This window comes from Enterobacter sp. BIDMC 27, from assembly GCF_000534415.1.
GTDB classification, from domain to species: Bacteria; Pseudomonadota; Gammaproteobacteria; order Enterobacterales; family Enterobacteriaceae; genus Enterobacter; species Enterobacter hormaechei_C.
Map to the genome: position 1 here is coordinate 3,642,455 of NZ_KI973178.1, position 22,483 is coordinate 3,664,937.

General features: G+C 50.3%; 33 protein-coding genes and 1 tRNA gene. 6 read left to right on the top strand and 28 right to left on the bottom strand.

What is annotated here, in order from left to right; genetic code table 11:
- Positions 1–122 precede the first annotated feature (122 nt).
- The 12 genes from L463_RS05650 to L463_RS23720 form a co-directional block, all read right to left on the bottom strand.
- Positions 123–485 (bottom strand): phage tail protein, encoded by a 363-nt coding sequence (locus L463_RS05650; protein WP_032104403.1) that lies wholly within the window; start codon positions 483–485, stop codon positions 123–125.
- Positions 486–548: 63 nt separating this feature from the next.
- Positions 549–1,001, bottom strand: a complete 453-nt coding sequence (locus L463_RS05645; protein WP_032104401.1) for a major tail shaft subunit — start codon at positions 999–1,001, stop codon at positions 549–551.
- Positions 1,002–1,033: 32 nt separating this feature from the next.
- Positions 1,034–1,438: an HK97-gp10 family putative phage morphogenesis protein gene (locus L463_RS05640; protein WP_032104398.1), complete on the bottom strand. Its 405-nt coding sequence runs from the start codon at positions 1,436–1,438 to the stop codon at positions 1,034–1,036.
- Positions 1,435–1,824, bottom strand: a complete 390-nt coding sequence (locus tag L463_RS05635) for a hypothetical protein (protein WP_032104397.1) — start codon at positions 1,822–1,824, stop codon at positions 1,435–1,437. Before L463_RS05635 ends, L463_RS05640 begins: the two co-directional genes overlap by 4 nt.
- Positions 1,805–2,149: a phage head closure protein gene (locus L463_RS0122915; protein WP_032104396.1), complete on the bottom strand. Its 345-nt coding sequence runs from the start codon at positions 2,147–2,149 to the stop codon at positions 1,805–1,807. The genes L463_RS05635 and L463_RS0122915 overlap by 20 nt, the downstream gene beginning before the upstream one ends.
- The gene (locus L463_RS05630; protein WP_032104394.1) at positions 2,146–2,472 is read right to left on the bottom strand and encodes a head-tail connector protein; all 327 of its coding nucleotides are present in this window, start codon (positions 2,470–2,472) and stop codon (positions 2,146–2,148) included. The genes L463_RS0122915 and L463_RS05630 overlap by 4 nt, the downstream gene beginning before the upstream one ends.
- Positions 2,473–2,516: 44 nt before the next feature.
- A complete protein-coding gene (locus L463_RS05625) occupies positions 2,517–3,728 on the bottom strand; it encodes a phage major capsid protein (RefSeq protein ID WP_032104393.1) in 1,212 nt (403 codons plus the stop codon).
- Between the two features lie 9 nt (positions 3,729–3,737).
- Positions 3,738–4,586 (bottom strand): head maturation protease, ClpP-related, encoded by an 849-nt coding sequence (locus L463_RS05620; RefSeq protein WP_032104391.1) that lies wholly within the window; start codon positions 4,584–4,586, stop codon positions 3,738–3,740.
- Between the two features lie 13 nt (positions 4,587–4,599).
- Positions 4,600–5,904: a phage portal protein gene (locus tag L463_RS05615; protein ID WP_032673245.1), complete on the bottom strand. Its 1,305-nt coding sequence runs from the start codon at positions 5,902–5,904 to the stop codon at positions 4,600–4,602.
- Positions 5,904–7,640, bottom strand: coding sequence for a terminase large subunit (locus L463_RS05610; protein WP_016063095.1), 1,737 nt, complete (start codon positions 7,638–7,640; stop codon positions 5,904–5,906). The genes L463_RS05615 and L463_RS05610 overlap by 1 nt, the downstream gene beginning before the upstream one ends.
- Positions 7,640–8,113, bottom strand: a complete 474-nt coding sequence (locus L463_RS05605) for a phage terminase small subunit P27 family (RefSeq protein WP_032673246.1) — start codon at positions 8,111–8,113, stop codon at positions 7,640–7,642. Before L463_RS05605 ends, L463_RS05610 begins: the two co-directional genes overlap by 1 nt.
- A gap of 157 nt (positions 8,114–8,270) precedes the next feature.
- On the bottom strand, positions 8,271–8,621 hold the full coding sequence (locus L463_RS23720) for an HNH endonuclease (protein WP_032104388.1): 351 nt from the start codon (positions 8,619–8,621) through the stop codon (positions 8,271–8,273).
- A 101-nt stretch (positions 8,622–8,722) separates the two neighbouring features.
- Here L463_RS23720 and L463_RS24625 point away from each other — a divergent pair, with 101 nt between their 5' ends.
- The gene (locus tag L463_RS24625; protein WP_017384378.1) at positions 8,723–8,902 is read left to right on the top strand and encodes a hypothetical protein; all 180 of its coding nucleotides are present in this window, start codon (positions 8,723–8,725) and stop codon (positions 8,900–8,902) included.
- 31 nt (positions 8,903–8,933) lie between these two features.
- Here the strand turns inward: L463_RS24625 and L463_RS05600 are convergent, their stop codons facing one another.
- Positions 8,934–9,524, bottom strand: a complete 591-nt coding sequence (locus tag L463_RS05600; protein ID WP_032104415.1) for a hypothetical protein — start codon at positions 9,522–9,524, stop codon at positions 8,934–8,936.
- 163 nt (positions 9,525–9,687) lie between these two features.
- On the opposite strand from L463_RS05600, the gene L463_RS23730 reads away from it, so the two are divergent.
- Complete coding sequence (locus L463_RS23730) at positions 9,688–9,951, top strand: DUF1883 domain-containing protein (protein ID WP_071524150.1); 264 nt, start codon at positions 9,688–9,690, stop codon at positions 9,949–9,951.
- A 168-nt stretch (positions 9,952–10,119) separates the two neighbouring features.
- On the opposite strand, the gene L463_RS05590 is transcribed toward L463_RS23730, so the two are convergent.
- On the bottom strand, positions 10,120–11,577 hold the full coding sequence (locus tag L463_RS05590) for a glycosyltransferase family 2 protein (RefSeq protein ID WP_032104386.1): 1,458 nt from the start codon (positions 11,575–11,577) through the stop codon (positions 10,120–10,122).
- 88 nt (positions 11,578–11,665) lie between these two features.
- Here L463_RS05590 and L463_RS05585 point away from each other — a divergent pair, with 88 nt between their 5' ends.
- Positions 11,666–12,364 carry a hypothetical protein gene (locus L463_RS05585; protein ID WP_032104384.1) on the top strand — a complete coding sequence of 233 codons (699 nt, stop codon included), beginning with the start codon at positions 11,666–11,668 and terminating at the stop codon, positions 12,362–12,364.
- Between the two features lie 80 nt (positions 12,365–12,444).
- On the opposite strand, the gene L463_RS24630 is transcribed toward L463_RS05585, so the two are convergent.
- From L463_RS24630 to L463_RS23740, 14 genes are all read right to left on the bottom strand, one after another.
- On the bottom strand, positions 12,445–12,654 hold the full coding sequence (locus L463_RS24630; RefSeq protein ID WP_032666994.1) for a hypothetical protein: 210 nt from the start codon (positions 12,652–12,654) through the stop codon (positions 12,445–12,447).
- On the bottom strand, positions 12,605–12,880 hold the full coding sequence (locus L463_RS05580) for a hypothetical protein (RefSeq protein ID WP_017384384.1): 276 nt from the start codon (positions 12,878–12,880) through the stop codon (positions 12,605–12,607). Before L463_RS05580 ends, L463_RS24630 begins: the two co-directional genes overlap by 50 nt.
- A 7-nt stretch (positions 12,881–12,887) precedes the next feature.
- Positions 12,888–13,517 (bottom strand): glycoside hydrolase family 19 protein, encoded by a 630-nt coding sequence (locus tag L463_RS05575; RefSeq protein WP_032673247.1) that lies wholly within the window; start codon positions 13,515–13,517, stop codon positions 12,888–12,890.
- On the bottom strand, positions 13,517–13,795 hold the full coding sequence (locus L463_RS05570) for a phage holin family protein (RefSeq protein WP_017384386.1): 279 nt from the start codon (positions 13,793–13,795) through the stop codon (positions 13,517–13,519). Before L463_RS05570 ends, L463_RS05575 begins: the two co-directional genes overlap by 1 nt.
- Positions 13,785–14,174, bottom strand: a complete 390-nt coding sequence (locus L463_RS05565) for a phage holin family protein (RefSeq protein WP_017384387.1) — start codon at positions 14,172–14,174, stop codon at positions 13,785–13,787. The genes L463_RS05570 and L463_RS05565 overlap by 11 nt, the downstream gene beginning before the upstream one ends.
- 470 nt (positions 14,175–14,644) lie before the next feature.
- Positions 14,645–14,721 (bottom strand) — tRNA-Arg (locus L463_RS05560).
- Positions 14,722–14,902: 181 nt separating this feature from the next.
- A complete protein-coding gene (locus L463_RS24340; RefSeq protein WP_017384388.1) occupies positions 14,903–15,058 on the bottom strand; it encodes a DUF3927 family protein in 156 nt (51 codons plus the stop codon).
- Positions 15,055–15,480, bottom strand: a complete 426-nt coding sequence (locus L463_RS05550) for a tellurite resistance TerB family protein (protein ID WP_015570939.1) — start codon at positions 15,478–15,480, stop codon at positions 15,055–15,057. The genes L463_RS24340 and L463_RS05550 overlap by 4 nt, the downstream gene beginning before the upstream one ends.
- 184 nt (positions 15,481–15,664) lie before the next feature.
- Positions 15,665–16,150, bottom strand: coding sequence for an HNH endonuclease (locus tag L463_RS05545; protein ID WP_015570940.1), 486 nt, complete (start codon positions 16,148–16,150; stop codon positions 15,665–15,667).
- Between the two features lie 294 nt (positions 16,151–16,444).
- Positions 16,445–17,227, bottom strand: a complete 783-nt coding sequence (locus L463_RS05540; RefSeq protein WP_032673248.1) for an antitermination protein Q — start codon at positions 17,225–17,227, stop codon at positions 16,445–16,447.
- A gap of 3 nt (positions 17,228–17,230) precedes the next feature.
- On the bottom strand, positions 17,231–19,102 hold the full coding sequence (locus L463_RS05535; RefSeq protein ID WP_032673249.1) for a toprim domain-containing protein: 1,872 nt from the start codon (positions 19,100–19,102) through the stop codon (positions 17,231–17,233).
- Between the two features lie 107 nt (positions 19,103–19,209).
- Positions 19,210–20,142, bottom strand: a complete 933-nt coding sequence (locus L463_RS05530) for a hypothetical protein (protein WP_000064516.1) — start codon at positions 20,140–20,142, stop codon at positions 19,210–19,212.
- Positions 20,139–20,336, bottom strand: coding sequence for a DUF4222 domain-containing protein (locus tag L463_RS05525; RefSeq protein WP_000019788.1), 198 nt, complete (start codon positions 20,334–20,336; stop codon positions 20,139–20,141). Before L463_RS05525 ends, L463_RS05530 begins: the two co-directional genes overlap by 4 nt.
- A gap of 1 nt (position 20,337) precedes the next feature.
- Positions 20,338–20,556 (bottom strand): transcriptional regulator, encoded by a 219-nt coding sequence (locus tag L463_RS23740; RefSeq protein WP_032645228.1) that lies wholly within the window; start codon positions 20,554–20,556, stop codon positions 20,338–20,340.
- A 114-nt stretch (positions 20,557–20,670) separates the two neighbouring features.
- Between L463_RS23740 and L463_RS05520 the strand changes: the two genes are divergently transcribed.
- From L463_RS05520 to L463_RS24435, 3 genes are all read left to right on the top strand, one after another.
- Entirely contained in the window at positions 20,671–21,378 is a 708-nt protein-coding gene (locus L463_RS05520; RefSeq protein ID WP_017384394.1) for an XRE family transcriptional regulator, read from the top strand.
- A 414-nt stretch (positions 21,379–21,792) separates the two neighbouring features.
- A complete protein-coding gene (locus L463_RS05515; protein WP_017384395.1) occupies positions 21,793–21,993 on the top strand; it encodes a hypothetical protein in 201 nt (66 codons plus the stop codon).
- The gene (locus L463_RS24435; protein WP_017384396.1) at positions 21,993–22,415 is read left to right on the top strand and encodes a hypothetical protein; all 423 of its coding nucleotides are present in this window, start codon (positions 21,993–21,995) and stop codon (positions 22,413–22,415) included. Before L463_RS05515 ends, L463_RS24435 begins: the two co-directional genes overlap by 1 nt.
- Positions 22,416–22,483: the final 68 nt, after the last annotated feature.

Below are 22,483 nucleotides of genomic sequence, written 5' to 3' on the forward strand. Positions count from 1 at the left end.
ACGCAGAAAGTACGCGCGCCAGTGAAAAAGAGTTTCTGCCGGAAGTGAAGCTATCTTTGAAGGGTCAGGCTCGCCCCAGCGGTCAGCCAGCCAGAAAATCAGCTCAAGCCAGGGCGAGCTCGTTAGTTTTTTTCCGCGTCTTCAAGCTTACCCAGCGCATGTTTTTTTACAGTGGCGATTGCATCAAGGAGCGCCACGTTGTCATGAGTCTGGAGTAGCTCGGCTGCGGTAGGCTTGTCTTTAGCTGCGATTAGGCTGCCATCGGGATGGACAAGACAATCGACGATCAACTGCACACTGATCTCTGAAGCTTTACGTGCATCTTCTGCAATCTGACTGTCTCGCAGCGCTTCTTCATGATCGATGAGTTCTCCCGCCGTCATACGGCGTAGATAAACGGTGGTTCCAAAAATTTCGGCGGTAACAACGGCGCTTTTAGGCTTCAGAAGTGCGGATTTAAGTGCAGAAACATCGATGGTAGACATAGTTTTTCCTGAGAATTAGATAATAAAAGGCCACCAGGAGGTGGCCAGTTAGTAATGCCCTGATCAGCTGCCGGCAGCCGTACCCCAAGTAATATTGTTCTGTTTTCCCTGAACAGTGATTTGAATGACTTCACTTGCCGGGGCGGTAATTTCATTCATCTGCCAGCCAGAAAGGGCCAGAATCATGTTCGCCGTTCGACCATTTGGCAGCTCAACGTAAAACTGTACGGTTTCCCGGTTCTCTGCTGCGTTGAGGAAATCAGCAAAGTCCTGGTTGGCTGGATCGTCAATAAAGCCCAGCGATTTTTCAGGGCCTTCAGGCAGGTCAGAGATAAACTGTTTACTGGTATCGATCAGCGTAGTGCAGTCTACAAAGCTGCCCGTCTGTCCTGTAGCGCCCAGCGCTTTACAGTTAATGAGTGGTTTCATTGTTGCTACGTCGCTGCCCGCAGCACCCCACATAACGACGGTGCCAGCAGGCAGCATCGCGTACTCTGGCGAAGTTTTATCAGCCATAATTTCTCTCTCTTTGAAGGTGGCAGCGAGCGCTACCGGTGGTTTTCAATTCGGTCGCGTATTTCTATCGCAAGGATGCGCAGAACTTTCGCTTTCTGATAATCGAGCGCCGGACGAATGAAGGGACTTGCGACTTGCTTTACGGTTCCCATCTCCTGAGCCAACGCTTTGATGAAGTGTTTTTTACTCGGGCCAACGCGAAGATAAACAACTGCATTGCCCTTTGCTTTCGAAGAGGATGAGCGGATTTTAATTGAATCGCGCATGTGCTCATCTTTCGCTGATTCGTCGTAACCAGCATGCGCTTTCATATCCTCCAGAACGGGCTCAAGTGCAGCTTTCCCGGCCTCCCGTAAAACCTGCGTACCAACCTTTTCACCAAGGGAAAGTAATTGGCGTTCGAATTCCTGAAGCCCTTTAACTTCCATGCGAATCATGATGATTCCTCATAAAAATAAAGCACGAAATCTCGGGTAAGCCTGTACTGAACCTGATTGCTGGTAAGGGTTGTTTTGTCCTGAAGTATATTCCCACGCTGGATGTACTGAACGGGATAACCTTCAAGCTCTCCGTGGACAATACTTTTCCATTGAGACCAGATAGCCTTATCCAGTTTCACCAGCCCGGTATAATCATCCACTTTGTATATTGAGATTTGAAAACGACCAGCAATAAGCCCTGTTCGTACCATTCCCGTTTCAACTTCCGGGTCTGATATCCGCTGGAATGTAATACCGTTTTGCTCGCTGTCTGGTAGAAGAAGAGGATAAACAGTCATCCCGGAAAGACGCTCAAGCGAGATTTTAATTGCCTGTTCTATCATGTCGTATATCCCGTTCAGCCGTTATTACACATCGATCAGACTTGCTACGATCAACGGCGCGAACTGTATAGACATCATCATTCCACGCTATTTTCCAGTCAGTCTGGACGTCTGAACGCACCCTGATAGTGAATAACCAGGTTTCAACAACCTGTTGTTGATCCAGTGTGCGAATTTTTCTGTTAGAAACATTCTCAGCCCTGGCCCAAACAGTAGCGACCACGACGGGGCCACTTGGAAGCGGCTCTCCCAGTGGACCTCGCTGAATTTCGAGTTTTTGTAATACGATGCGTTTATCAAGCTCGCCAGCACGCAATGAACTCATAGGCCATATATCCTGTAAGGCTGAAGAAGAGCCTCCACAGCTAATGGAACCTGAGACACGGTTTCACCTATAACTACCGATTCCCTGTTTGCATACCAGTGACCGATAAGCAGTAGCATGGCTGCCTTAACATCATCATTGAGCAGTATCGGGTCCGGGTCGTCAGCGTAGCCAGGGCTGCTTTCCTTTTCATAGAGCGTTCGGCGTGTCCATGTCTGGACGTACCGGGCCGCCGCACCTGTGTAAATCTCCAGCAGAGCATCATCACCCGTAAAGTCGGTATCAATGCGGCAATGCTGTTTCACCACATTCTGATCAAGCATTTGTTTGCCCCGAAAAAAGAGCGGCCCGAAGGCCGCAATAGTTATCAGCTACCCGCGCCGGTGCTGAATGAACCGTACACGAACGCCTCAGGGCGTTTCACAGCCAGCGCAAGACGTTCTTCGCAACGGATGGTGATCATGTTCTTCTCGAAGTCGTCGGCGTTCTCCGTGGAGATAACTACGTTCGCATCTTCGCGATCGAAGATTTGCGCGCCAGCGTTAAATGCACCGGTCAGGAATTTACCCTGGAAGGCTGCCGCTTCCGTTGCAACAACCGGCAGGCCCCACAGAGTCGGACCAGTCAGCGCCGCAGGGTTCGCCAGAATGTAACGACCCAGGCTGTCTTTGGTCAGCTCGATCCGCGCCCAGTCAATGAAGTGAAGAACATGACCAGACGCCGGGAAGCGTGCCAGCTGTGCCTGCAACATTGCCAGACGCAGATCGTCAATCCCGCTCTGCTGTTCGACAGTGAACGCCGGATTGAAAGCTGACGCCTGAGGAACGATGCCGTGCAAATGAACGCCGGTACCATCACCGAAGAGAATTTCCTGCTCTTCTGCATACTTCAGTCCGTAGCGCATTTCGGCATCAACGGTGGACTGCAACTGTGCGAAGTCATCCAGGATCTGCTTTGAGGCTTTGAACAGGTGGGCGATGGTGCTGACGCCAGTGATTTTCGGCGTGAACTCAATTTCGCTGTATGGTTTCTGCGTATTTTCAGGAACCACTTTCGCGTTATTGGTAAAGCCTGTCTGCTGCACCCAGAAAATAGCTGAGGAGGACGTACGGCCTGGAGCAATCAGATCGCGGATGAACAGGCGCTGCTTCGGTGCCGTATCAATACCCGGCAGGCGCTGTGGCTCCACGACACCATCAGGCACATCCACCGAAGTCAGGGCGGCCTTGACCGGGATGCTGATGCGCTTACCGCCTTCCACGCTGGAAGCAAAGGTTTTCAGGGCTTCAGCGGAGATCACCTGGTGGCCAACGGACTCGATAACCTGTTTTGCGTTTGCCAGCGGCATCTGGGCAACATGTTGCTCCAGTTCGCCCATTGCGGCCTTCAGGGTTTTTTCAGCTTCACGCAGCGCGTTGAACTCAGAAGCCATTTTATCAACGGCAGCTTTTGTTTCTTCTGACAGCCTGCCTGACTTCTGCGCCTCTTTGAGTGCGTCTTCTGCTTTCGCGTTGAATTTGCCGGTTGCCTCTTCAATGCTGGCAGTGACTTTTTTCAGAATTTCGTTTACTTCAGACATAAAGGGTCCTTATTTGACTAACGCCGCAAGAGCGCTTTCAAGTGAATTGAGGGTTTCAGGTTTGATATCTTCGGCAGCGCCCGGCGTACCGTCGTTGGTGGTGACAGCGCCAGGCATGCCACCGGATAAGGCTTTAATGAGTTTTCTGCGCTCAGAGCGCGGGGTGTTGGTTTTAGCCAGCAGCGCATCAAGTTTGCGAAGCGCGGCCGCGGGTGATTCATCGCCATCACTGACCGCATCAGCAGAAAGCAGGCTGTCTGCCAGTCCCTTCGCCACAGCGTCACTGCCACCGATATAACTCTCGGCATCCATCAGTTTCTGAACAGCTGCCATATCAAGGCCGGAACGCGCCGCGTAGATGTCTGCCATAGCGTTATCGAATGGCTCCAGAGACTGTGCCAGTTCCGCAAAGTCATGGCGGTTACCCATCGCATAGACCCAGCAGTTGTGGATCATCAGAAATGCACCACGACCGATCTGAATATCATCCCCGGCCATCGCAATGACTGAGGCGGCACTGGCGGCAATTCCGAGCACCTTCACCGTCACACGGCCTTCGTATTCACGCAGAAGGTTGTAGATTGCCAGGCCTTCGAACATGTCACCACCAGGGGAGTTGATATTGACCGTGACGTCGGCGCCATTCATCGCCCGTAGCGCACCGGCGATACGTTTGGCTGTTACGCCTTCACCCCAGTAGTCCTGTCCGATCACATCAAAAACAGAAATACTGTTGTCGTCGGTGGCCGCAGCTTTGATCCCGCCATCCCAGCGATCCAGGGCGGAGGGTAAAGTTTCACAGGTGACCCGCGCGCAGGGGCGACCCGCCGGTGCTGCCGGAAGTTGTTTTTTGCTCATCAGGAAAGTGCTCCTAAGCGGCCTGTTTCAGCGGAGATTGTTCAAAGGAAATGTCAGGGAATATGTGGTTATGCAGTTCTCTCAGGGCCAGAGCCTGCACAGCAGGATTGCTGCTTTCGAGATTTTTCAGTTGCGTCAGGTTGAGCTGAACGGTGTAAATGTCACCCCCTTCAATCGGTGGCATATTCTCAAGACGGCGCACGTCATTGCGGGACATCCACCCATTCTGGAGCGCGCTGGTATAGTACGCAGCACGGCCCGCGCTGTCGGCCCGCAGCAGTCCTTCTACAGAGAACTCCGCGAACACCTCATCATCGCTGTCCAGCAGGCACCTTCCTATTTCCTGCTCTATGTTCACCAGCAGGGGGCGCAGGGTGTGCGTCAGGAACTGGAGGTTCATGCCCTCCAGACTGGATGCCCAGCTACTTTGCTTCGTGGTGTGACCGACCATGAAAGGCGGAACGCGAAACCAGCGGCAGATCTCCTCAATGCTAAAGGCGCGGCTTTCGAGCATCTGAGCATCTTCCGGGTTCATGGTTACGCCCTGGTACGTCAAGCCTCCCTCAAGCACCATGATTTTCCCGGCGTTTTTTGAGCCTGTAAACGCCGCCATGTAACCGCGAAGTTTTTCACGTTGAGTATCATCCAGAGCTTTATCAGAAGAGAGAAACCCTGAACTTTGCAGGCCCTGTTCGAATATCTTCGCCGCGGACTCTTCAACCGCCATTGCAGAACCGATCACATCCCGGCCTGTTTTCATCGGCATCATGCCGCAAACACCGTCAAGACCGAACCCGCGAATGTGCATGATGTTTTTGACGGGAATGACGCGCTCGTTACCGTTTTCAGTGTATTTGTATTCCAGCGCCCCGGTCGTGAGACGTTTAACCACCATGTTCTGCGGCAGCAAAGGCACCAGCGAAACCAGGCGGTTTGCGATGAATTTCTTCTCAATGAAGGCGTTCCCGCGCAGGCAAATACTGGCGACCACCATCAACATAAAGCGTGATGGTGTCATTTCTGAATTGGGTCGGCGGCACAGTATCGAATAGGCCGTATGATCGGTTGCCGCTTTACGCGAACCGTCAGGCTGTCGAACGTATATTTTCAGCGGAAGGGTTGAAATAGACTCGCTTAACAGTCTTACACATGCCCACACAGCCGATAGCTGGATGGCTTTATCGGCCGTTACCACCTTTCCGCTGCTGCTGGTACCAAACCATTCCTCCCAGAATGTGCCGGTAGTCAGGCTGATAGGCACACCAAGCCAGTTAAGCAGAGCACTTTTAACCCTGCCTGGCCGTTTGTTTTTTTTCATCAGAAACCTACCATGATGGGATTATTGAAGAATCCGGAGAGATCCTGCTGGTCGTTTCCACCGTTAACCAGAACGCGGCTCATTGCTGTGAACAAGGCCGCAGGGCCGTCAATTTTGGCCTCTGGTGTGGACTTATTCGGGAATATGTTCTCGTTCCGGTCCGGTTTGACGGTTACGTTGGACATCATCCAGTTCATCACCGGGTGATCGCTGTGATGGAAGCGGCCACCGTATACCAGCGCTTCGACCTCTTTCATCGCCTCTGAGAAATTGCGAACCGTCTGCGGCACTTCCACCAGCGGCAACCCTTCTTCTGCCAGCGCAAGGCTGAACTGCGTCGCACTCCACGGGTCGAAGCCAATTTCTTTCAGGCTCTCGCCAGCTACCCACAGCTGTAGCTCTTCCTTAATCTGAGCATGGTCGATTACATCCCCGTCGGTAAGGATCAGCTTGTCCATCCCGGCCCACTTACGATAGAGCTCTGCCATCTGGCGTGAACATTTCTCAAGGCGTCCTTCCGGTAGCCAGAATTTGAAATCCGCATGAACGTGGCCATCTGGCGCGCGCCAGACTTTAGCGGCCGCACAGATATCAATTTTGTTTGACAGGTCAACGCCCACCCAGGAGGGATAGGTTTTAAGTTCGTGCTGCGGGGCGATAAACTCGCATTTCTCCCATTTCATCATGTCCATCCAGGCTGACTCAGCGGTAACCCAGATATTCATGTGCTTGGTAAAAAAGTTAATTCTGGCCGAAACCTGCTCTTTCGCCTTTTTAGCCAGGCGGCGCAGGTCATCCCAGCGCTTACAGATACCCAGCCCCGGATTCGCCTTCTGCCAGACTTTTTCATCAAAGGGATCGTCACCTTCATCTAAGGTGTAGATGATGGCAAAAAACGTATCGTCTTTTACCAGCCCACGCAGCACCTTGATGGCGTAATCACGCAATTCGTAGCAGATGCCTTCTTTGTTGAAACCGGCGGTGGTGATACCGAAAAGCAGCGATTGTAGACGTGCGCCGGTTGCCGTCTCCAGAACGTCCCAGACGTCACGGGTTTTGTGAGCATGCAGCTCGTCGACGATGGCACAGTGGATGTTCAGGCCGTCGAGGTTGTTCGCATCTGATGATAAAGGCTCGAATTTGGAGGCCGTTTGCTCCTGGTAGATAGCGAGCTTGTTGAATTCGAAGATCCGCCCAAGAGTGGCTTTCGCCTTCTTGACCATATTCTTCGCATCTTCAAAAACAATTCGTGCCTGGTCACGGGTGGTTGCAGCGGAATAAACCTCCGCACCGCCCTCGCCGTCGGCACCAGCCATATAAAGCCCCACGCCGGAGCAAAGCGTTGATTTGGCATTTTTACGGGCCACCTCAACATCTGCTGTACGGAAGCGCCGAACCATTACTGGACGACCGCTGCCGTCGTTACGCAAAACGGTTTCTCCCGTTTCCTCGTTAACCAGCGGGATCACGAAACCAAAAATATTAATCAGGATGAAAACGTGCCAGTCCATCAGCTCAATAGGCTGCCCTGCCAGTGCGCCTTTTACGTGAGGTACAAAATTATAGAAATTCAGAATGTGCTGCGCGCGCGGTTCACTGAAGAAAATACCGCGCTCTTCGCCGTGTGCCAGATCGTCAAGAAAACGCTGACAGGCAAGGCGCACATACTCACAGGCAATAATTTCCCCCGCCACTACCCTCTCGGCGTAGCGGATGCCTTCTGCAACCTTAGCCATTAATCCCTCGCTTTCATAAACTCGGCCAGCGGATCAACCGCTTCAGGACCTTTTGCATTCACTTTCGATCGGCTGGCTGGCGTCATGCCGAACTCACCAAGCATGGCACGCAGACGTTTCCAGGCATCAGCTTTCATCATGGCGGCGGGGTGAGCCTTGATCAGCACATCCCCGCTCTGCGTTTCGGTCCGGTAGGTGTAGCCCTCAACTTCAAGCGTGTCGCAGTGATGCCGGTATTCGGTATAGGCCTCAACCAGCAGCTCAAGGGCTCTGGCGTCCAGCTGAGACATCACACCGATAGCATCAAGCTCGTCGGCCATCCGTTTAAACCAGTATTTCCCCTGCTTGTCGAAATGCTTCGGCGTTGGGGGTACCCCTGAAGGGGGTTTTGGTTCGTTCTCATTGATCGGGCGTTTAGATGGGTTACCCCTCACCAAACGTAGATGGGTCGGGGTTTTCGGTGGTCCAGACATAATCGAAAACTCCTATTAATCATCGAATGGGGGACCCCTAAAAAAAGTTTTCTAACCTGCGGCGATGTGAAAAGAGGTTAGGCGGCGGTCCTTTGGCGCGTCGTTCCTGAACTTTCAACCCGCCCTCCCCCTCGGTCGATTCAAATGAGAATTGATGTCATTTGAATCTTTCGACCGCTGTCTTCGCCCTGTGGCAAGGCTTGCAGAGGCTTTCGAGGTTGGACAGGTCATCGGTCCCCCCATTTGCTTTGGCGGTAATGTGGTCCACCGCCTCAGCAGGTGTATACCTTCCATTTCGCAGGCATTCCTGACAGAGGTGTTTATCTCTGTCGAGAACGATTGGGCGCAGCCTGTCCCACTTACTGCCATAGCCGCGCTGATGTCGGCTCTGTCCCCGCTGATGCTGCTGCCAGCCTTCGTTAAGGTGCCTGGGACAATAGCCTGAGCGATCTGTGGTTGTGCCGGGGCAGCCACGCTTGCGGCATGCCCTTGGTATTTGTGATGGCATTAACACTCCTAAAAAATTGAGTCATCGCCACGTTGAAAACGGTGAATCTTGCTGCAAAGTGTATTTGCCACACTTTTGTGGCTTATATCGTGGAGGTATTTATGGGTTTGAAACCTGGCCAGTCTAGTGGACGTGATGGCGGCGTATATCGTGAACGCGGTCCGCGTGGCGGCCAAACCGATAACTACACAACCATTCCTGATAACCATACTGCACCACCAACTTCTAAACCTGGTGCAACATGGATACCAGTTAAACGGACTCCAGACAGCAAAAGATAAAACTAATTAAACCGGCCAATTGGCCGGTTTTTCAGGCGATTCGCCACGCTCGACGGCGTTCTGTTCGTTGCGCTGAATCAGGGTGACGCTCAACAGGCACACCATCCGCATGATCCACCAGCGAATAACACGGATAGATCACTGAGCCACCCCATGCATCACCCACAGCGTAATCGGCGGGTTTGCTGTTATCCCAACGGGATAGCACGCGATGCACATGCTCAGGCGGGACGCTATAGCAAACGCCATGAATGAGTCTCGACAGCGTGATGTAATCAGCGCGTGTCTTATCAGCCACGGTTAGCCGCTCAGCAATCTGCATTTGATACTGTGGAGGCCGCCCGGTACCGAGATAAAAGCTCAGCATGTCGTCAGGAAAACGAGCCAGCCAGTCAGTTACCTTTTCGGTGAATCCATGTACCGGCAGCGCGTCATCTTCAACAACAACTACCCGGCAGGTTTGTTCTGCTGCCCACTCAAGCACGCGGCGATGATTCCAGTTCGCGCCGTGGTTACCGTCATCAATCAGCAGATGAGCATCCAGCAGCGCAGCAAGACGTTGTGCTTGTCCCGTCCGGGTGTGGTGACCAACCACAACAAACTTAACTTCTTCAGCCACCAGCGAATCTCCAATAAAAAAGCCGCACAATGGCGGCTACTGTCTGTATATCAGGGTATAACTTCGCTTTAACCCGGGTTAATGTAAGCATTCAGCCCGTCAGTGGTGGGACACTGACGCACTCTGGCACGGAGGAATGGCTGATTACCTCTGATAAGGAAATGAAATGTCTTTTTTGCACAAAAGAATGCATCTGAATCAAGGTGATACCGTTGTTGTAGATTGCTCACATCAATGCAACATCATGATTCTCACTGATAGTAATTTCAATAATTACAGAAGTGGCAATCGCTTTGAGTACCATGGCGGTTTTTATAAAATGCTCCCTGCTAGGATTACTGCGCCGCATAGCGGGGAATGGAATGTTGTACTGGATTTAGGCGGCGGAAGTGCTAATGTTCGCCACGGAATCAGCGTCATCAGAGCATAGCAATTCGCCCTTAGCCTGACTAAGAGCCTCCTCAAGGGCGGTAATTATTTTTTGCTGTGTGCCGTCCTTTAAGTGCCCCAGAGAAGCAATTCCCTCTAACGAATTTGAATCTCTAGCCCAAATAACCTCACCGCCATTTTTTATTTCAACTTTCACAGTCAACCCTCTCTATTTATGTTTCCACCAGGCATTATCTTTTCCGATCCCATCAGTTTTAAAAACGGTGTGCACCTGAGGTCCGGTAATCACCTTTCCTGCGAATGAATGAGCGACAATACCGAACGCCAGCATGTCCCCCACCGCGGCGCCAGCCTGTTCTTTCTTCCAGAAACGATAGCTCTCGATCCGGTAGTAAAGACGGATGATGCCGTGAGCAAACGCCATTACATCGGCGCGGGTACCACCCAGCAGCCCAGCGTTAAGCATCACATCGTTGCGGTGCTCTTCAATGAACTCATGATAGACGCGCTCCGGATGATTCTGCTTTGCCCAGGAATCGACGTAGGTCTTTGGTTCAGAACCGACGTACACCTTCCCTGCCTCCATTTCTTCCCACGGCGCGCGAAGCATTTCGACATCGGTACCATCGGTACACCAGACGAACCGGTATTCAGGGTGATCTCGCAAGTGCTGCCAGATGTGCAACCAGCGACGAAAGTAGACATTCATCTTCACGTCAGGAACGCGATAAAGCTCAACACCTGCCGGGGCCGTCAGTAATTCATCTACCAGCGCTATGCGGCCACAATTCCGAAGTGATGAGGCCCAGTTAGCCAGCATGTCAGGCGAGGCCGCCATTTTTGTGCCGCGCTGCGGGTCAGGCTGACTGGTAAGCAGCGTTGTGATAACTACATCGCGCTGCTGACGGTATTCAACGTAACCAGTAAACCCGGAATCACGCCGTTCGTTGTGGATCTTCACGTTACGTTCCACCAGCGCCTGTCGGTCGGGGCGCGGTACCGAACGCTCTACGGCTTCATGCTCATCGAGAGAATGGATTAGCTTTTCTGAACCGACCACATCACCGTAAGCCCACGTCGTCAGGCCAGCGTTATGGATACGTAGCGCGAGGTCACTGTGTTCGTACATGCCGCGACCGTATACCGGATCGAAACCACCAACCTTCTCGATAGCGCTGCGGTGGTAATACAGCATCACGCCACGCTGCCCGGTGTAAGCGATGTGCTTATCATCCCGGTACAGGACCGCCATATCCTTCAGCTTATTCGTCCCTGCCAGATCGAGAAACTGGTAAGCAAGGTGCGGTTCGGGTGATTCGATGTATGGCAGGTGCCAGTTATCGGCGATCGGATAAGCATCATCATCCCATAAAAAGATATGCTCACACCCGGCGTCCATCAGCGCGGTTAAACTGGCGTTCTTCGAAGCAACAATGCCGAGTGATGTTTCATGGCGAAGCAGCTGCACGCCGTGGGGAACTACCGCCGCAGGTTTTGAACCATCATCGACCACCACCACCAGCGCACCAGCTGGCAGATGCTTCTGGTGCTGCTCAATAGCACGCTTTAAAACGTCCGCCCGGTTGTGGGTTGTAATCGCAATGCCGATCCGCGATACAATTGCGCAGGCGGGTGCATACGGGACACCATCAATAGTAACTTGCATTACTAGTCTCACATTTTGAACAATGGGGTATGTAACAAAAACATTGTTAGATATAACATGTTGAAAAACGATAAGAGGAAAAGCCAGTATGTCTAGAGAAGGTTCGTTGGACCTATTGCAAGAAGTTGAAGAAAATCTTGATATCATGAAACAAACACAGAACATCAAGTCTGTAAAAGTCAAAGCCATCCTGGAAAACTTGCGAAGTTCCTTAGAGTATCTCGCGAATGACACCTACGATAAATATAATGAAACTAGTCCTGCGGACAAACGCCCAAATATATACTTCCCTTACGTAAAAAAAACCTTTGTTGATAATTTTTTTATCAAAATTTTAAAAGTAAACCCGCCAAATTCATCTCCGCTATACAAAGTATTTACTTCCATACAGGACTACCACACTGGTGAGAAATGGCTGGAAATGATGTGTAACCTTACAAATGAAGTTAAACACAGACAACCAATTCCTTTAAGAGAAGATAATTCCGTTAAAGATATCAGTATCAGCGTGGATGGTTTTGGTTTAATTAAAGCAGGAAGTACTGCAAACATCCTTCTACAAAACAATTACGTTAATGGGAAGAAACTAGAAGATTTCACTTTTAAAAATGGAAATTTGCAAAGAAGTGGCAATGGAATCCCATTAAACATAGTAATTACCGAAGAGAAAAAAATAAGATTTCATGGAAATGATTATGAAGTAATTCCTTTCATTGAATTGTGCCTTAGCAAAATCAGGTCTCTTATTATTGAAGCCTATGATGAACTAGATAACATATCAATTTAATTTGCAGCGTCACAGTGGATCATAACTATGCATCTGCTGTGATTACTATCCTTTTACTCAGAGAATGTTCGTCATATCCATTAATGAGGATGATATAATTTAGAACTCGCTTGTTGTGTTTTCGGACAGTTCTTTTGCCACGCTTTGTTATGCGCCAGGATATCTTTCTTAGTCTGGCGGTCCAGAACATCGATGTCGTGGTTTGTCAGATAGATAATCCGAGTCCAAAGACAGCCCGTATCAACCACCACCGGGGCGGGTGAAGTTTTCGCGCAGCTCGCGATCAACATCGTCATCAGGCATGTGATTAACAGTCTGCTGGACATTACTGGCCTCTTTAGTCACTTCAGCTTTACGTTCTGCCACCGCAACGCTCGCCGCTGCGTTATCTTCAGTGCGCTGCTGGTCGGCTTTCGCTTCCGCTTTGCTGGTGCCGCGAATATGGCCCAGGCCAAAAGCGCCGGCAATAGCGGAAATAACCAGTGCGGCCAGCCCGATTATCGTTTCGATCCCCACATTCACCTCACAACAGAACTGATTTCGCCAGGTTAAACAGCGCGCGGCGTTTATCCAGCCCGTTACGGCCGCCATTGATTAATAGTGTCACGCGCTCCACGTCGCCGGAATGAAGCAGGCAACCGCGGGAGGCAAAGAACCATGCAGCTGAGCGCGCGGCGTATTCATCCTGTTCAAGCAGCTCCGGGTGGGTAACAAGGTCCAGTTTCAACGCCTGGCCACAACTGCGATAGTTGCTCAGGCCGGTAATCTGTTTCAGCCCACGACCGCGATATTTCCAGCCATCACCGGCAACCTGATTGCCCAGGTGTTCTTTTCCCCACTCACCGCCGTATACCAGATTGGCGATCGCTTTCTGGTTTGCCGGTTGCGTTGCTGTTCTGCCAAGAGCTGCTGCCTGCTGTTGCGTGATGCGGTGGCTACCGAACGTCGGTACCAGGTTTTCAACCGCGTAATTCAGGTTCTCCACTAGTCGGGCAAATCTGGTGCTTTCATGCCCCATCTGGGCAATAAACATGGCCTGATCGAGCGGTGCGGTGATGCCGTATTCCTTCATAGCGGCGTCGATATGTGGAAACCAGCGCGCAGCTAACCCGGCGCTGATACCAGCCGCCCTCTGAAATTGTGTTTGGTTCATTAGTGCCTCAGACGATCAACCAGCCGCGCCATATTTCCACGAACCTTCAGGATGGCGGCGAAGATAAGAATGTTTGCGACCACCACCAGCCAGCTGGAATCACGATAAAGGCCGAAGATGAACTGCAAGGGGATCGCGGCGTAAACCAGCACGGTTATATACGCCAGGACAGAAATAAAGGGGCGATGCCGGGCGCCATGTCGCTGGTAAAACATCAGCACGATGACGATGGCCGCACAAATAAACGCATTAAAGACTGCTGACGGGTCAATTACCATTTCCCCCTCCCCCACGTAGCCGCGAGAAAAACTTGAACACGTTGTTCAGGTCCTGGTTGTTAAGATAAGTGAGGATTTTTATACACAGGGCAGACAGAATCACTGCACCCAGTGCATCCAGCGGTTTTTCATAGTGCGAAGCTGCATTTAGCAGTGAGCCAATAAGTCCCGCCCCAAGCACCCCAACGATAAACGACGTCAGGAAATATGCTGCCAGTCGGGCGCGGGACAGGTTTGTGGCTGTCGCGACGTAGAACACCGCACCACCAAACGCCCCGAACACCACACCAAAATCTGTATGAGTAAAGACGCCGTACAGGACTGAACCCAGCAGGCCGCCGCCGAGAACAGCGCCGGTGCCGGTTAATGGATCGGACATTAAGCCCCCTCTTATTGCTGTGATCCCTCTCAGGAAATTTGAGGGGAATAAAAAAAGCCCGCTCGCGAGAGCAGGCTAAAGTGATGATTATCACAAGAAGGTAGAAAGGAGATCATCCGAAAGACAGGTAGTGACGTCCGGGTATCGAGGCCGATTCACTGATGGTTCAGGAGAACCATCTGCCAGCGGATATATCCCCTTCTTCTTTAGCGTAGCCGTAACTTCGGGAAACGAGCAAAAAAAACCTGCTGTTTAAAGCAGGCTCTCAAGGAATTATCAATTCGATTTTATTGTTATCGTGGTGCCGGGTGCCTCCCGGTGAGAATTACTCCAGCAAACATTCCCGCGTCTGAGAGGTTTCCTTTTCAGGTAACTGCTGGAACGCCCCTCCGCATAGGGGGATTCACCACAATAAAAAAATAGCGCATAAATCAGAGTTGAGAAACTTCCTCGCTTAACGAATTGGACACTGGTCCGCCATCGAGGATTCGAACCCCGAACCACAGAGGTAGAAGCTCCGTGCTCTTTCCAGTTGAGCTAATGGCGGAAAAAAGACCAGCATTGGGTTGCTGGTCATGGGTCATGCAGTTGTCTCTGCGAAGTTGGTGTATCCCCATCCCCACCAAGTGTTATCAGTATCGAGAGCATTATCGAATGCCAGTTTACTATAGCACCGAAGAAAAAATTCACTCTGTCAAAGGCCATCAGAAATGACCTTTTGCAAAGTGTTATTTACTGGATTTAAACAGGGGCCAGAGTAAAGCAATTACCCCGGCTACCAGCACGCCATCAGCAAGAATGGACATCATTTTGCTGGTGAAGTCGATGGCAACCACCAGGAACATCAATACCCCGGCGGCTACCCAGCGCAGTTTTCCGATCACAGGTACTGATCCAGTGGAAGTTGCAGCGCCTGAGCAATTTTCTTGAGCTGCTTCTCTTCTTCTTCCCCGATGCCGTCGTTGTCAGCGACATCAAGGCACAGGCAAAGAACATCAACAGCATCGTTTGTGCCGGCAACGTCAGCCAGTTCGCGCAGCGCCTGTGCATTAGCAGAGCGCGGCGAAGCTTCATAGCGAGCACGGATATTGCTACTCATCTGTGCGATCTCACCAGCGAACGGTGCGAAAGCAGGCAATGCTGAAATAGTTTTTTCCAGAGTGGCGATTTCTTTCGCGTCGCATGTGCCGTCGGCATACGCAATGGAGTAAGCACCCCACACCGTAGCTTCAACCGCGTCGCGGTTTTCCATTTTCTTAACTTCGACAACAGCTTTACGTGCTTTCTTTTTAAAGATACCGAACATAGTGACTTTCCTTTTAGCGGGTGAGCCAGCGCTCAGGAATGATCAGCCCACAGAGACAGTCACACCGACCGTTCCCTATGGCTCACCCCTGAAAGGCTCTGTGGTTGAATTGCGCCGAGCGTGGCGCGAAGAATTTCGGACATAAAAAAACCCGCACTGAGGCGGGTTTGGTGTCGTGTAGGCGTTAACGACACATTTCAGCTTTAGCTTTCATGTAAGCCTCGTGAGCCAACTCCGCAGTTTGGAAACTACCGAGCTCTTTACGTTGCCCGTTGATGCGAATAGCGGAACGCCATACGCCGCGAGCTTTGCACCAGTTTGCTCCAATCAGCTTGGACTTCGCCCCTTTTCGAACTTTGTGTCTGTTCTGTTGATTAACAAACTGGGTAACGATACGTAAGTTGTCCCATCGGTTATCTTTGGGATTGCCATTGATATGATCGACACACTTATCAGCCGGCGGCAGCGCACCGTCCATATACAAAAAAGCCAACCGATGAGCGAAAATTAATTTCTTATCGATCATTATCTGGATATAGCCGTACGTATCTGCGTTCCCGGCTATTTTGCCAGGCGTAGACCGTGAGTTTGTTCGCTTGATCCAAACAAATAAACCAGTCAAAGGGTCGTACTTCAGAACCTCTTTCAGCCGTTCTTGGGTGATGCTCATGATATGCGTATGCCTTACTTTGAAATGAACCTTTGCCGCACAGGAAACCAGCCCGTCGAGGCTCGCCAGCGCTAACCGACTTCCTCAAAGGCTCATTTCAAATGGATTGGTTCGACGTGATGAATGCGCGGGCGGTGCGCAGGAAATACGGGTACAAAAAAACCCGCAACGTGGCGGGCTTTTAGAGGTTAATTATCTACAGGCGCTATACTCCATAATCAGAAGCATACAGGACATTTTTATGCAAAGTCAACACTAACGTGCAAAAAAGTGTCGCCATTTGCTCCGATCCTATTAATAAGTTGTTGCCTTCTCAAATTCTACTGCCGCGTGACGCTCCCACTGGCGCAGGGTGTCCACCAGCATTTCATAAAAGGGTTTCCAGTTGCGTGACCATGAGGACTGATGGAGGTCCGGGAGACGCTTCAGAATGGCACGGTGTACCGTCGCCGAGGAGATAGCAGAGAAGCCATTACCAGAGCAACGTTCACACGTTTTGAAAACCGGTGCGCCACGTTCTTTGGTCGCTTTGCGATCCAGCACTTCACCTTTACCGCCGCATCTGCACCGCGCAAGGATTACCTTTTTCCCTCCGCAGGTTTCGCAAACCCTTTTCACCAGCTCATTTTTAATCTTCGGGGCCACCACTTCGGCACCGTCATCGTCGAAGATACCAGGATGTTTAACCACATCCTCATTCCCGGAGATAAAACCGGTACCGCTGCAACTGTGACATGTCACGCTGGTAGCCGCCGAACGGGAGTAATCAGCAAAGGCAAACTGCGCCAGCGTCAACATGCATGCTCCGAGCTTGTCGCCAGCGGCTTTGCGGACATTTTTAGGAGCGTTTTTGATAGCAACCTGCGCCAGCGCCTGAACTGCGAGCTGTTCATCCGTTTTGCTGATTCCCGCTTTACCGAAGAACGCCGCCAGGCCGAAGCGCGCACGGCTGCTGGTGGTACCAATCGCCGCCATTACGTCTGTTCCTGTAAGGCGGTCCGGAGAAGTTCCCTTCACGTCGTCGCTGATCTGCATTCCCTGAGGGCTAAAGTGTTTTAGTGATGCTTCAAGTTCCATATCTCAAACCCTCGTTACGTTGCTGGCTTCCCACTCGAGATCAAGCTCGCTTTGCGGCTTACCGACCAGGTAGTTAAATGGTTTTTTCTCGCCTTCCAGGAACTGGTGAGAGCGAGAGTCGAAATTAGCTCCGATGTCACCGATCCACCCTTCCCCTTCTCGTTGCTTCAACAAACGAATCATTGAAGCGGGGAGATTGATCGCGGCCTGTTCGTCTTTGTCGAGGCTCTCATAACCCATACGATCCGCTTTTCTCTGCGCCAGCTCACGGGGAATGTTGCGCCAGACGGCCATAACGTTGTCGGGCATGTCGGTTAAGGCGCCAGTGCCTTTTACGTCCATCTTTCCTGTTGGAGCGGAGTCGTTTGTTTTTCTGGCGTGGGTAACCAGCAGGACGTGACAGTTATGCTCGTTCTTGAAGTCGCACAGCGTATCGATGAAGTCCTTCTGACCTGTGTAGTCTTCTTCGTCTAAGCCACATTTAGCCAGGTTATCTATGATGAACAGCTCAATGCCATAGCGACGCCGGGCATAGGCAAAAATCTCAAGAAGCCGGTCTGCTTTGGCAGTTCCGGTAAGTTTGAATACCCAAAGGCGGTCAGAAAACCATTCGTTGGTCATAATGATTTCTTCACGTTTCGGTGAGGAAGTGCAGATGGTTTGCCGCGTGAGTCGGGCAAGCATTTTGCCTGGTTTAAGCTCCAGAGAAGCAATACACGTCCTGACGCCCTGACTCATCGCATCAATCGCGATATGTCCAACGAGCTCTGTTTTTCCATGCCCATTAACGCCATTAACGAGGGTCAGTTCACCGGCACGGAACTTAAAGTTGTTGTTCAGCGAAGCCCATGGGCTTGTAAACAGACCGGTATCCCGATGTTCGAATGCCTCGATAGTTTCCTGAAGCAAGTCCCCTGCTGAGCAAAGCTCATCGGGATCGAAGAATTTGGCGCGCTCCATGTATTCCAGAATGGAGTCGCTGTCCATGCCGTTCATCAGGCAATCGTTGATATCTTTGTGGGGAAGTTCAACCATGCGGCAACGATGTTCCCCAAGACGTCTGGCGATTTCTTTTGCAGCTTCACGGCCTACATTGTCGTTGTCCAGGCACAGCCAAATTTCCTGGAAGCGATCGAGGTTATGGTATTCATATTCAATCCACTGCTGTTTGGCCCCTTTGCCACCGCCAAAGGGAACAGACAGGGCATCATAGCCAAGCTGCGTAAAGGTCATGCAATCAATCTCACCTTCGCACAGAACTACCAGGCGGGTGTTTTTATCCAGAGCCTGCCAGCCAAACAGACATGGTTCGCAATCAGCTTCAGCCATAATCAGTTTTTTGCCGTTTGGCCTTTCGGTTCCAATACGTTTTACCTGTAGCAGTTCACCATTCCGGATGTACGGGAATGCCACTGCTGGTACCTCGCGGCTTTCGTCGTGATACCAGACCACCGCGTCTGTTACCTTAAAGCGATCGGCTGTTTCACGGGTAATTCCACGTGAAGCAAGGTAGTCATAGCATTTGCTGGCCGATTTAACGCCCTTTTTCGTCGGACGAGAGAACAGTTTTTTCTTCGCTTCGAAGTGGTGGTCGTCATCTTTCAGGCCAAGAAACTCTTTCGCCTCTCGCATTGCATCATGCAGCTGGCAGTTACGAACCAACACCCAGAGATCCAGCAGGTCACCGCTGTCACCGCTGGCAAAGTCAGCCCATGATTTTTTACCGCCGATATTGACCTTGAGGCTTTTGCCTGAGTCACCGTTCGTATTGCCAGCACACCACTCCTTCCCCTCCAGATGTCCTTTCGGAAGGAGAAACTTAGCGACGCGTTCAGCGTTATCCCATAGTTTTTCTGATAGTTCAGCTGGGCTCATAACTCACAAACTCCGTAAATCGAATTTAACAAAAAACCATCTCACAAATCCCTCGCACAGAACGCCGTGGTTATATCCGGCCACCAGCACACGCTTGAGGAGTATTTTCATGGGCGATACCCGCCACGGTTCATGCGATCGATCGCTGACTGATTGATAAACACCTCGGCAGAGCCGTCATCAGACTTTGCGTACCACTCGTAGCGAGACTGGTCTTGTCGGGTAGGGACTTTGTTTTCCTGGGTCTCTACCAGCCACGGTTCATCGAAATGTTTATCCGGCCCGAAGAACGTCGCCGCCTGCTTGACGAACGAAGTACCGATCTTTCCCTCAGAGGCCATGAAAGCTGCGTAGCGCTTAACCCCTTCCAGCATCGTCTCTGGTTTTACGCCCTGTTTAATACGTGCGTTCCAGGCTTTGAATGCGCTTAGCTTGTTATTTCCACCGCTACGTTTTGGGTATGCCTGCCAGGCTTCTTCAAATGCAGGAGAATAATCAGTTGAAGATTTCACTTTCGGTGTGTCGGCTTCAGCCGATGCACCAAGATATTTATTCTCTGTATTAATCTTCTGTGTAGTCTCCTGGTAATCTACTGTATGAATGGATGCGGAATTTCCACATGACTGCTCGTTGGTTTTCCCCATACCTGCATGCTGGTTTTCCGCATCACTGTTTGCGGAAATTCCGCATCCTTGTTTGTTGGTTTTCCCCATACCTGCATGCTGGTTTTCGCCAAGTAGAAGTTCTTCCAAGCGCTCCTGGTTTACTCTGAAATATAATTTTGCTGGGATGCCACGTTTTGCTTCTTCCAGTACGCCACAGGAAACCAGCTTTTTACGCGCTCCCTCTTGTTCGTAACGCGTTAATCCAGTCTCTTCTTCGAGATCTGTCTGGGTTTTGTAGAACCAATTCCCTTCCATGCGGTTCTGCCAATAGACAATCTGTGACAATAGCAATGCACCTGTAATACCCACGCCAAGGCGAACGAAGGACCGTTGAAAGGCTATTGGACGATCAACGAGCTGTAAGAAATTGCTCACTCCACAACCCTCCTGAAATAATTTTGAAACTTCCAGACAGGCTGCATGCATTCATGCGGATAATTCTGCCTGGTGAAGTACACCTGCTGTTTATCCCGATTCCAGCCGGTGACATGCACAATCACACCGCGCGGATCGCGATAATCGATATCCAATGGCTTAACTTGGTTTTCGGTAGTGATCGAGTGCGACATATCACACCTCATTGCCCGGGTGCGGGAATAATTTTGGTTTGTCAGGTCTCAGTTCATGGGCGGGAATCCCAGTAAAGGCCGCAACATCAGGCACATGTTCCACCCCAACAACACCAACCTTTCTCCAGCGAGAGACAGAGGGTTGTTTTACACCTATAGCGCGAGCTAGAGCATTTACTCCTCCAGCAGCATCAATAGCTCTTTCAATTGCTGATTTCATTTTTTTGCTAATCCCGTTCAGTTGCTATCGAAATTATGATAGCATTTGCTATTGGAATGAGCAATAGACTTGTTTATCATGCTTGACTAGAATGTGATAGCGGAGGCTATAAATATGCAAGAGAGAACACTTAAGACGCTAGCTGACAGACTTAACTACGCAATGCATGAGATGGGCATGAGCCAGGGTCAGTTAGCCAAAGCGGCGAATATGGCACAACCAACCATATGGCGAATAACATCTGGAAATGCTAGAGGCACAACTAAAATCGTTGAAATAGCTAATGCCCTGGGTGTTCGTTCGGAGTGGCTATCAAACGGTACTGGACCAATGAGGGGTGACGACCAACAACCACCCCCACCGATGAATAACAAAAAAGATCCAGCCATCTTCAGAGTTGACGTACTCGACCTTACCGTAAGTGCTGGCCCGGGCATAATTAACAGCGAATTCGTGGAGGTGCTGCGCTCCGTGGAATACTCAGTTGAAGATGCCCGTCAAATGTTTAATGGCCGGAAACAGGAGCAGATACGCATCATCAACGTTCGAGGTGATAGCATGTCTGGCACCATAGAGCCAGGGGACTTACTCTTCGTCGATATCAGCGTTCAGCATTTCGACGGCGACGGTATATACGCGTTCATCTACGATGACACATCGCATGTTAAGCGCTTACAAAAGATGAAAGACAAACTCTTAGTTATCTCTGACAACCATACCTATCTACCATGGGACCCAATCGAGAAGGAAGAGATGAACAAAATTTTCATCTTCGGAAAGGTGATCGGCAGCATGCCGCAGACCTACAGGAAGCATGGGTGAATAATGCAAATGAAAATAAAAACTTACGCATAACAAGCTGAGTAGATTCTTAACCCGGCCAGTGCGCCGGGTTTTCTATGTGCCCCCACAATAGTAACCACCAGTCAACCAGGCGGGCGACTACCTGATCGGAACTCCTACCCTCTTTCTCTCTGCGAGTATCTCGCCCTTTCACAGTCCATTTTATTCTCAAGCTTCGATGCTCCAACTCCCGATATCTCATGTATTGGTAGATCACTGTCTAAAGGACAATTATTTCTACCGTGCTGTTACAAACACATCAGCAATATATTTTTTTTATTTTTGATATCAATGACATAAAAATCAATAGCAATTTAAATAGCAATACCTATTGCAAAGGCCAATAGCAGGCTCTATCATCATTCTATCAAATCAACTCAGAGGTGATAGAAAATGTCTCAGAAGATAAAAACATTTAAGGGGTTGTCCATCCATCCTTGTGATGCCTTCAAGAATATGTCCTTGATTGTTGAAGCAGCTAGTTTGTTATCGGCGGTTGATGATGACGAGTATAGAGAAATTAGCGACATTCTTCTCGCGTTTGTCTGCAACTATGCAAACGAGGCCCATAAAAATGAATGGGATAAACGATAATGAAAAATCCAATCGAAATGCTAAATGATATTGCTGCGGAAATCACTGAGAATGCTTCGTTACTGGAGGTTATTTACCGCATAAATGAATTTTCACCGGAAGCCGATAACACAATTGCCTGCCTGATTCGTTCTATGCTAAAGACCAGCCAAACTGCTTACGAGTATGTGGAGCAACTTAGCATCCATGCTGGAGCTGAATGTCAACGGGGACAAAAATTAGAGTCGCTAACAGCGCTAGCTAATCAACTTAACTCTTGGGCTTGTGATATCGGCGATTGTAAGCTTGCCGTTTATAATTCAATGGATGATATACCAACAGAATCAAACTCAATTGGGGTTTTAAGTCTCGTCTCCCAAAAACTGGATGAAATGCAGAGCATTATTAGCTCTAAAGCGGACAAGATCGAATTCAATAAGTAACGCTAAACAATAAAACAAATAACACCTTCACTGGTGTGGCTTCCTGCAACCTGAAAACAGGATTAGGT

Excerpts from the sequence above, each read along its gene's own strand:
- L463_RS05650 (WP_032104403.1), bottom strand. The coding sequence starts at position 485 with ATGTCTACCATCGATGTTTCTGCACTTAAATCCGCACTTCTGAAGCCT.
- L463_RS05645 (WP_032104401.1), bottom strand. The coding sequence starts at position 1,001 with ATGGCTGATAAAACTTCGCCAGAGTACGCGATGCTGCCTGCTGGCACC.
- L463_RS05640 (WP_032104398.1), bottom strand. The coding sequence starts at position 1,438 with ATGATTCGCATGGAAGTTAAAGGGCTTCAGGAATTCGAACGCCAATTA.
- L463_RS05635 (WP_032104397.1), bottom strand. The coding sequence starts at position 1,824 with ATGATAGAACAGGCAATTAAAATCTCGCTTGAGCGTCTTTCCGGGATG.
- L463_RS0122915 (WP_032104396.1), bottom strand. The coding sequence starts at position 2,149 with ATGAGTTCATTGCGTGCTGGCGAGCTTGATAAACGCATCGTATTACAA.
- L463_RS05630 (WP_032104394.1), bottom strand. The coding sequence starts at position 2,472 with ATGCTTGATCAGAATGTGGTGAAACAGCATTGCCGCATTGATACCGAC.
- L463_RS05625 (WP_032104393.1), bottom strand. The coding sequence starts at position 3,728 with ATGTCTGAAGTAAACGAAATTCTGAAAAAAGTCACTGCCAGCATTGAA.
- L463_RS05620 (WP_032104391.1), bottom strand. The coding sequence starts at position 4,586 with ATGAGCAAAAAACAACTTCCGGCAGCACCGGCGGGTCGCCCCTGCGCG.
- L463_RS05615 (WP_032673245.1), bottom strand. The coding sequence starts at position 5,904 with ATGAAAAAAAACAAACGGCCAGGCAGGGTTAAAAGTGCTCTGCTTAAC.
- L463_RS05610 (WP_016063095.1), bottom strand. The coding sequence starts at position 7,640 with ATGGCTAAGGTTGCAGAAGGCATCCGCTACGCCGAGAGGGTAGTGGCG.
- L463_RS05605 (WP_032673246.1), bottom strand. The coding sequence starts at position 8,113 with ATGTCTGGACCACCGAAAACCCCGACCCATCTACGTTTGGTGAGGGGT.
- L463_RS23720 (WP_032104388.1), bottom strand. The coding sequence starts at position 8,621 with ATGCCATCACAAATACCAAGGGCATGCCGCAAGCGTGGCTGCCCCGGC.
- L463_RS24625 (WP_017384378.1), top strand. The coding sequence starts at position 8,723 with ATGGGTTTGAAACCTGGCCAGTCTAGTGGACGTGATGGCGGCGTATAT.
- L463_RS23730 (WP_071524150.1), top strand. The coding sequence starts at position 9,688 with ATGTCTTTTTTGCACAAAAGAATGCATCTGAATCAAGGTGATACCGTT.
- L463_RS05590 (WP_032104386.1), bottom strand. The coding sequence starts at position 11,577 with ATGCAAGTTACTATTGATGGTGTCCCGTATGCACCCGCCTGCGCAATT.
- L463_RS05585 (WP_032104384.1), top strand. The coding sequence starts at position 11,666 with ATGTCTAGAGAAGGTTCGTTGGACCTATTGCAAGAAGTTGAAGAAAAT.
- L463_RS24630 (WP_032666994.1), bottom strand. The coding sequence starts at position 12,654 with ATGTTGATCGCGAGCTGCGCGAAAACTTCACCCGCCCCGGTGGTGGTT.
- L463_RS05575 (WP_032673247.1), bottom strand. The coding sequence starts at position 13,517 with ATGAACCAAACACAATTTCAGAGGGCGGCTGGTATCAGCGCCGGGTTA.
- L463_RS05570 (WP_017384386.1), bottom strand. The coding sequence starts at position 13,795 with ATGGTAATTGACCCGTCAGCAGTCTTTAATGCGTTTATTTGTGCGGCC.
- L463_RS05565 (WP_017384387.1), bottom strand. The coding sequence starts at position 14,174 with ATGTCCGATCCATTAACCGGCACCGGCGCTGTTCTCGGCGGCGGCCTG.
- L463_RS05550 (WP_015570939.1), bottom strand. The coding sequence starts at position 15,480 with ATGTTCGGTATCTTTAAAAAGAAAGCACGTAAAGCTGTTGTCGAAGTT.
- L463_RS05545 (WP_015570940.1), bottom strand. The coding sequence starts at position 16,150 with ATGAGCATCACCCAAGAACGGCTGAAAGAGGTTCTGAAGTACGACCCT.
- L463_RS05540 (WP_032673248.1), bottom strand. The coding sequence starts at position 17,227 with ATGGAACTTGAAGCATCACTAAAACACTTTAGCCCTCAGGGAATGCAG.
- L463_RS05535 (WP_032673249.1), bottom strand. The coding sequence starts at position 19,102 with ATGAGCCCAGCTGAACTATCAGAAAAACTATGGGATAACGCTGAACGC.
- L463_RS05525 (WP_000019788.1), bottom strand. The coding sequence starts at position 20,336 with ATGTCGCACTCGATCACTACCGAAAACCAAGTTAAGCCATTGGATATC.
- L463_RS23740 (WP_032645228.1), bottom strand. The coding sequence starts at position 20,556 with ATGAAATCAGCAATTGAAAGAGCTATTGATGCTGCTGGAGGAGTAAAT.
- L463_RS05520 (WP_017384394.1), top strand. The coding sequence starts at position 20,671 with ATGCAAGAGAGAACACTTAAGACGCTAGCTGACAGACTTAACTACGCA.
- L463_RS05515 (WP_017384395.1), top strand. The coding sequence starts at position 21,793 with ATGTCTCAGAAGATAAAAACATTTAAGGGGTTGTCCATCCATCCTTGT.
- L463_RS24435 (WP_017384396.1), top strand. The coding sequence starts at position 21,993 with ATGAAAAATCCAATCGAAATGCTAAATGATATTGCTGCGGAAATCACT.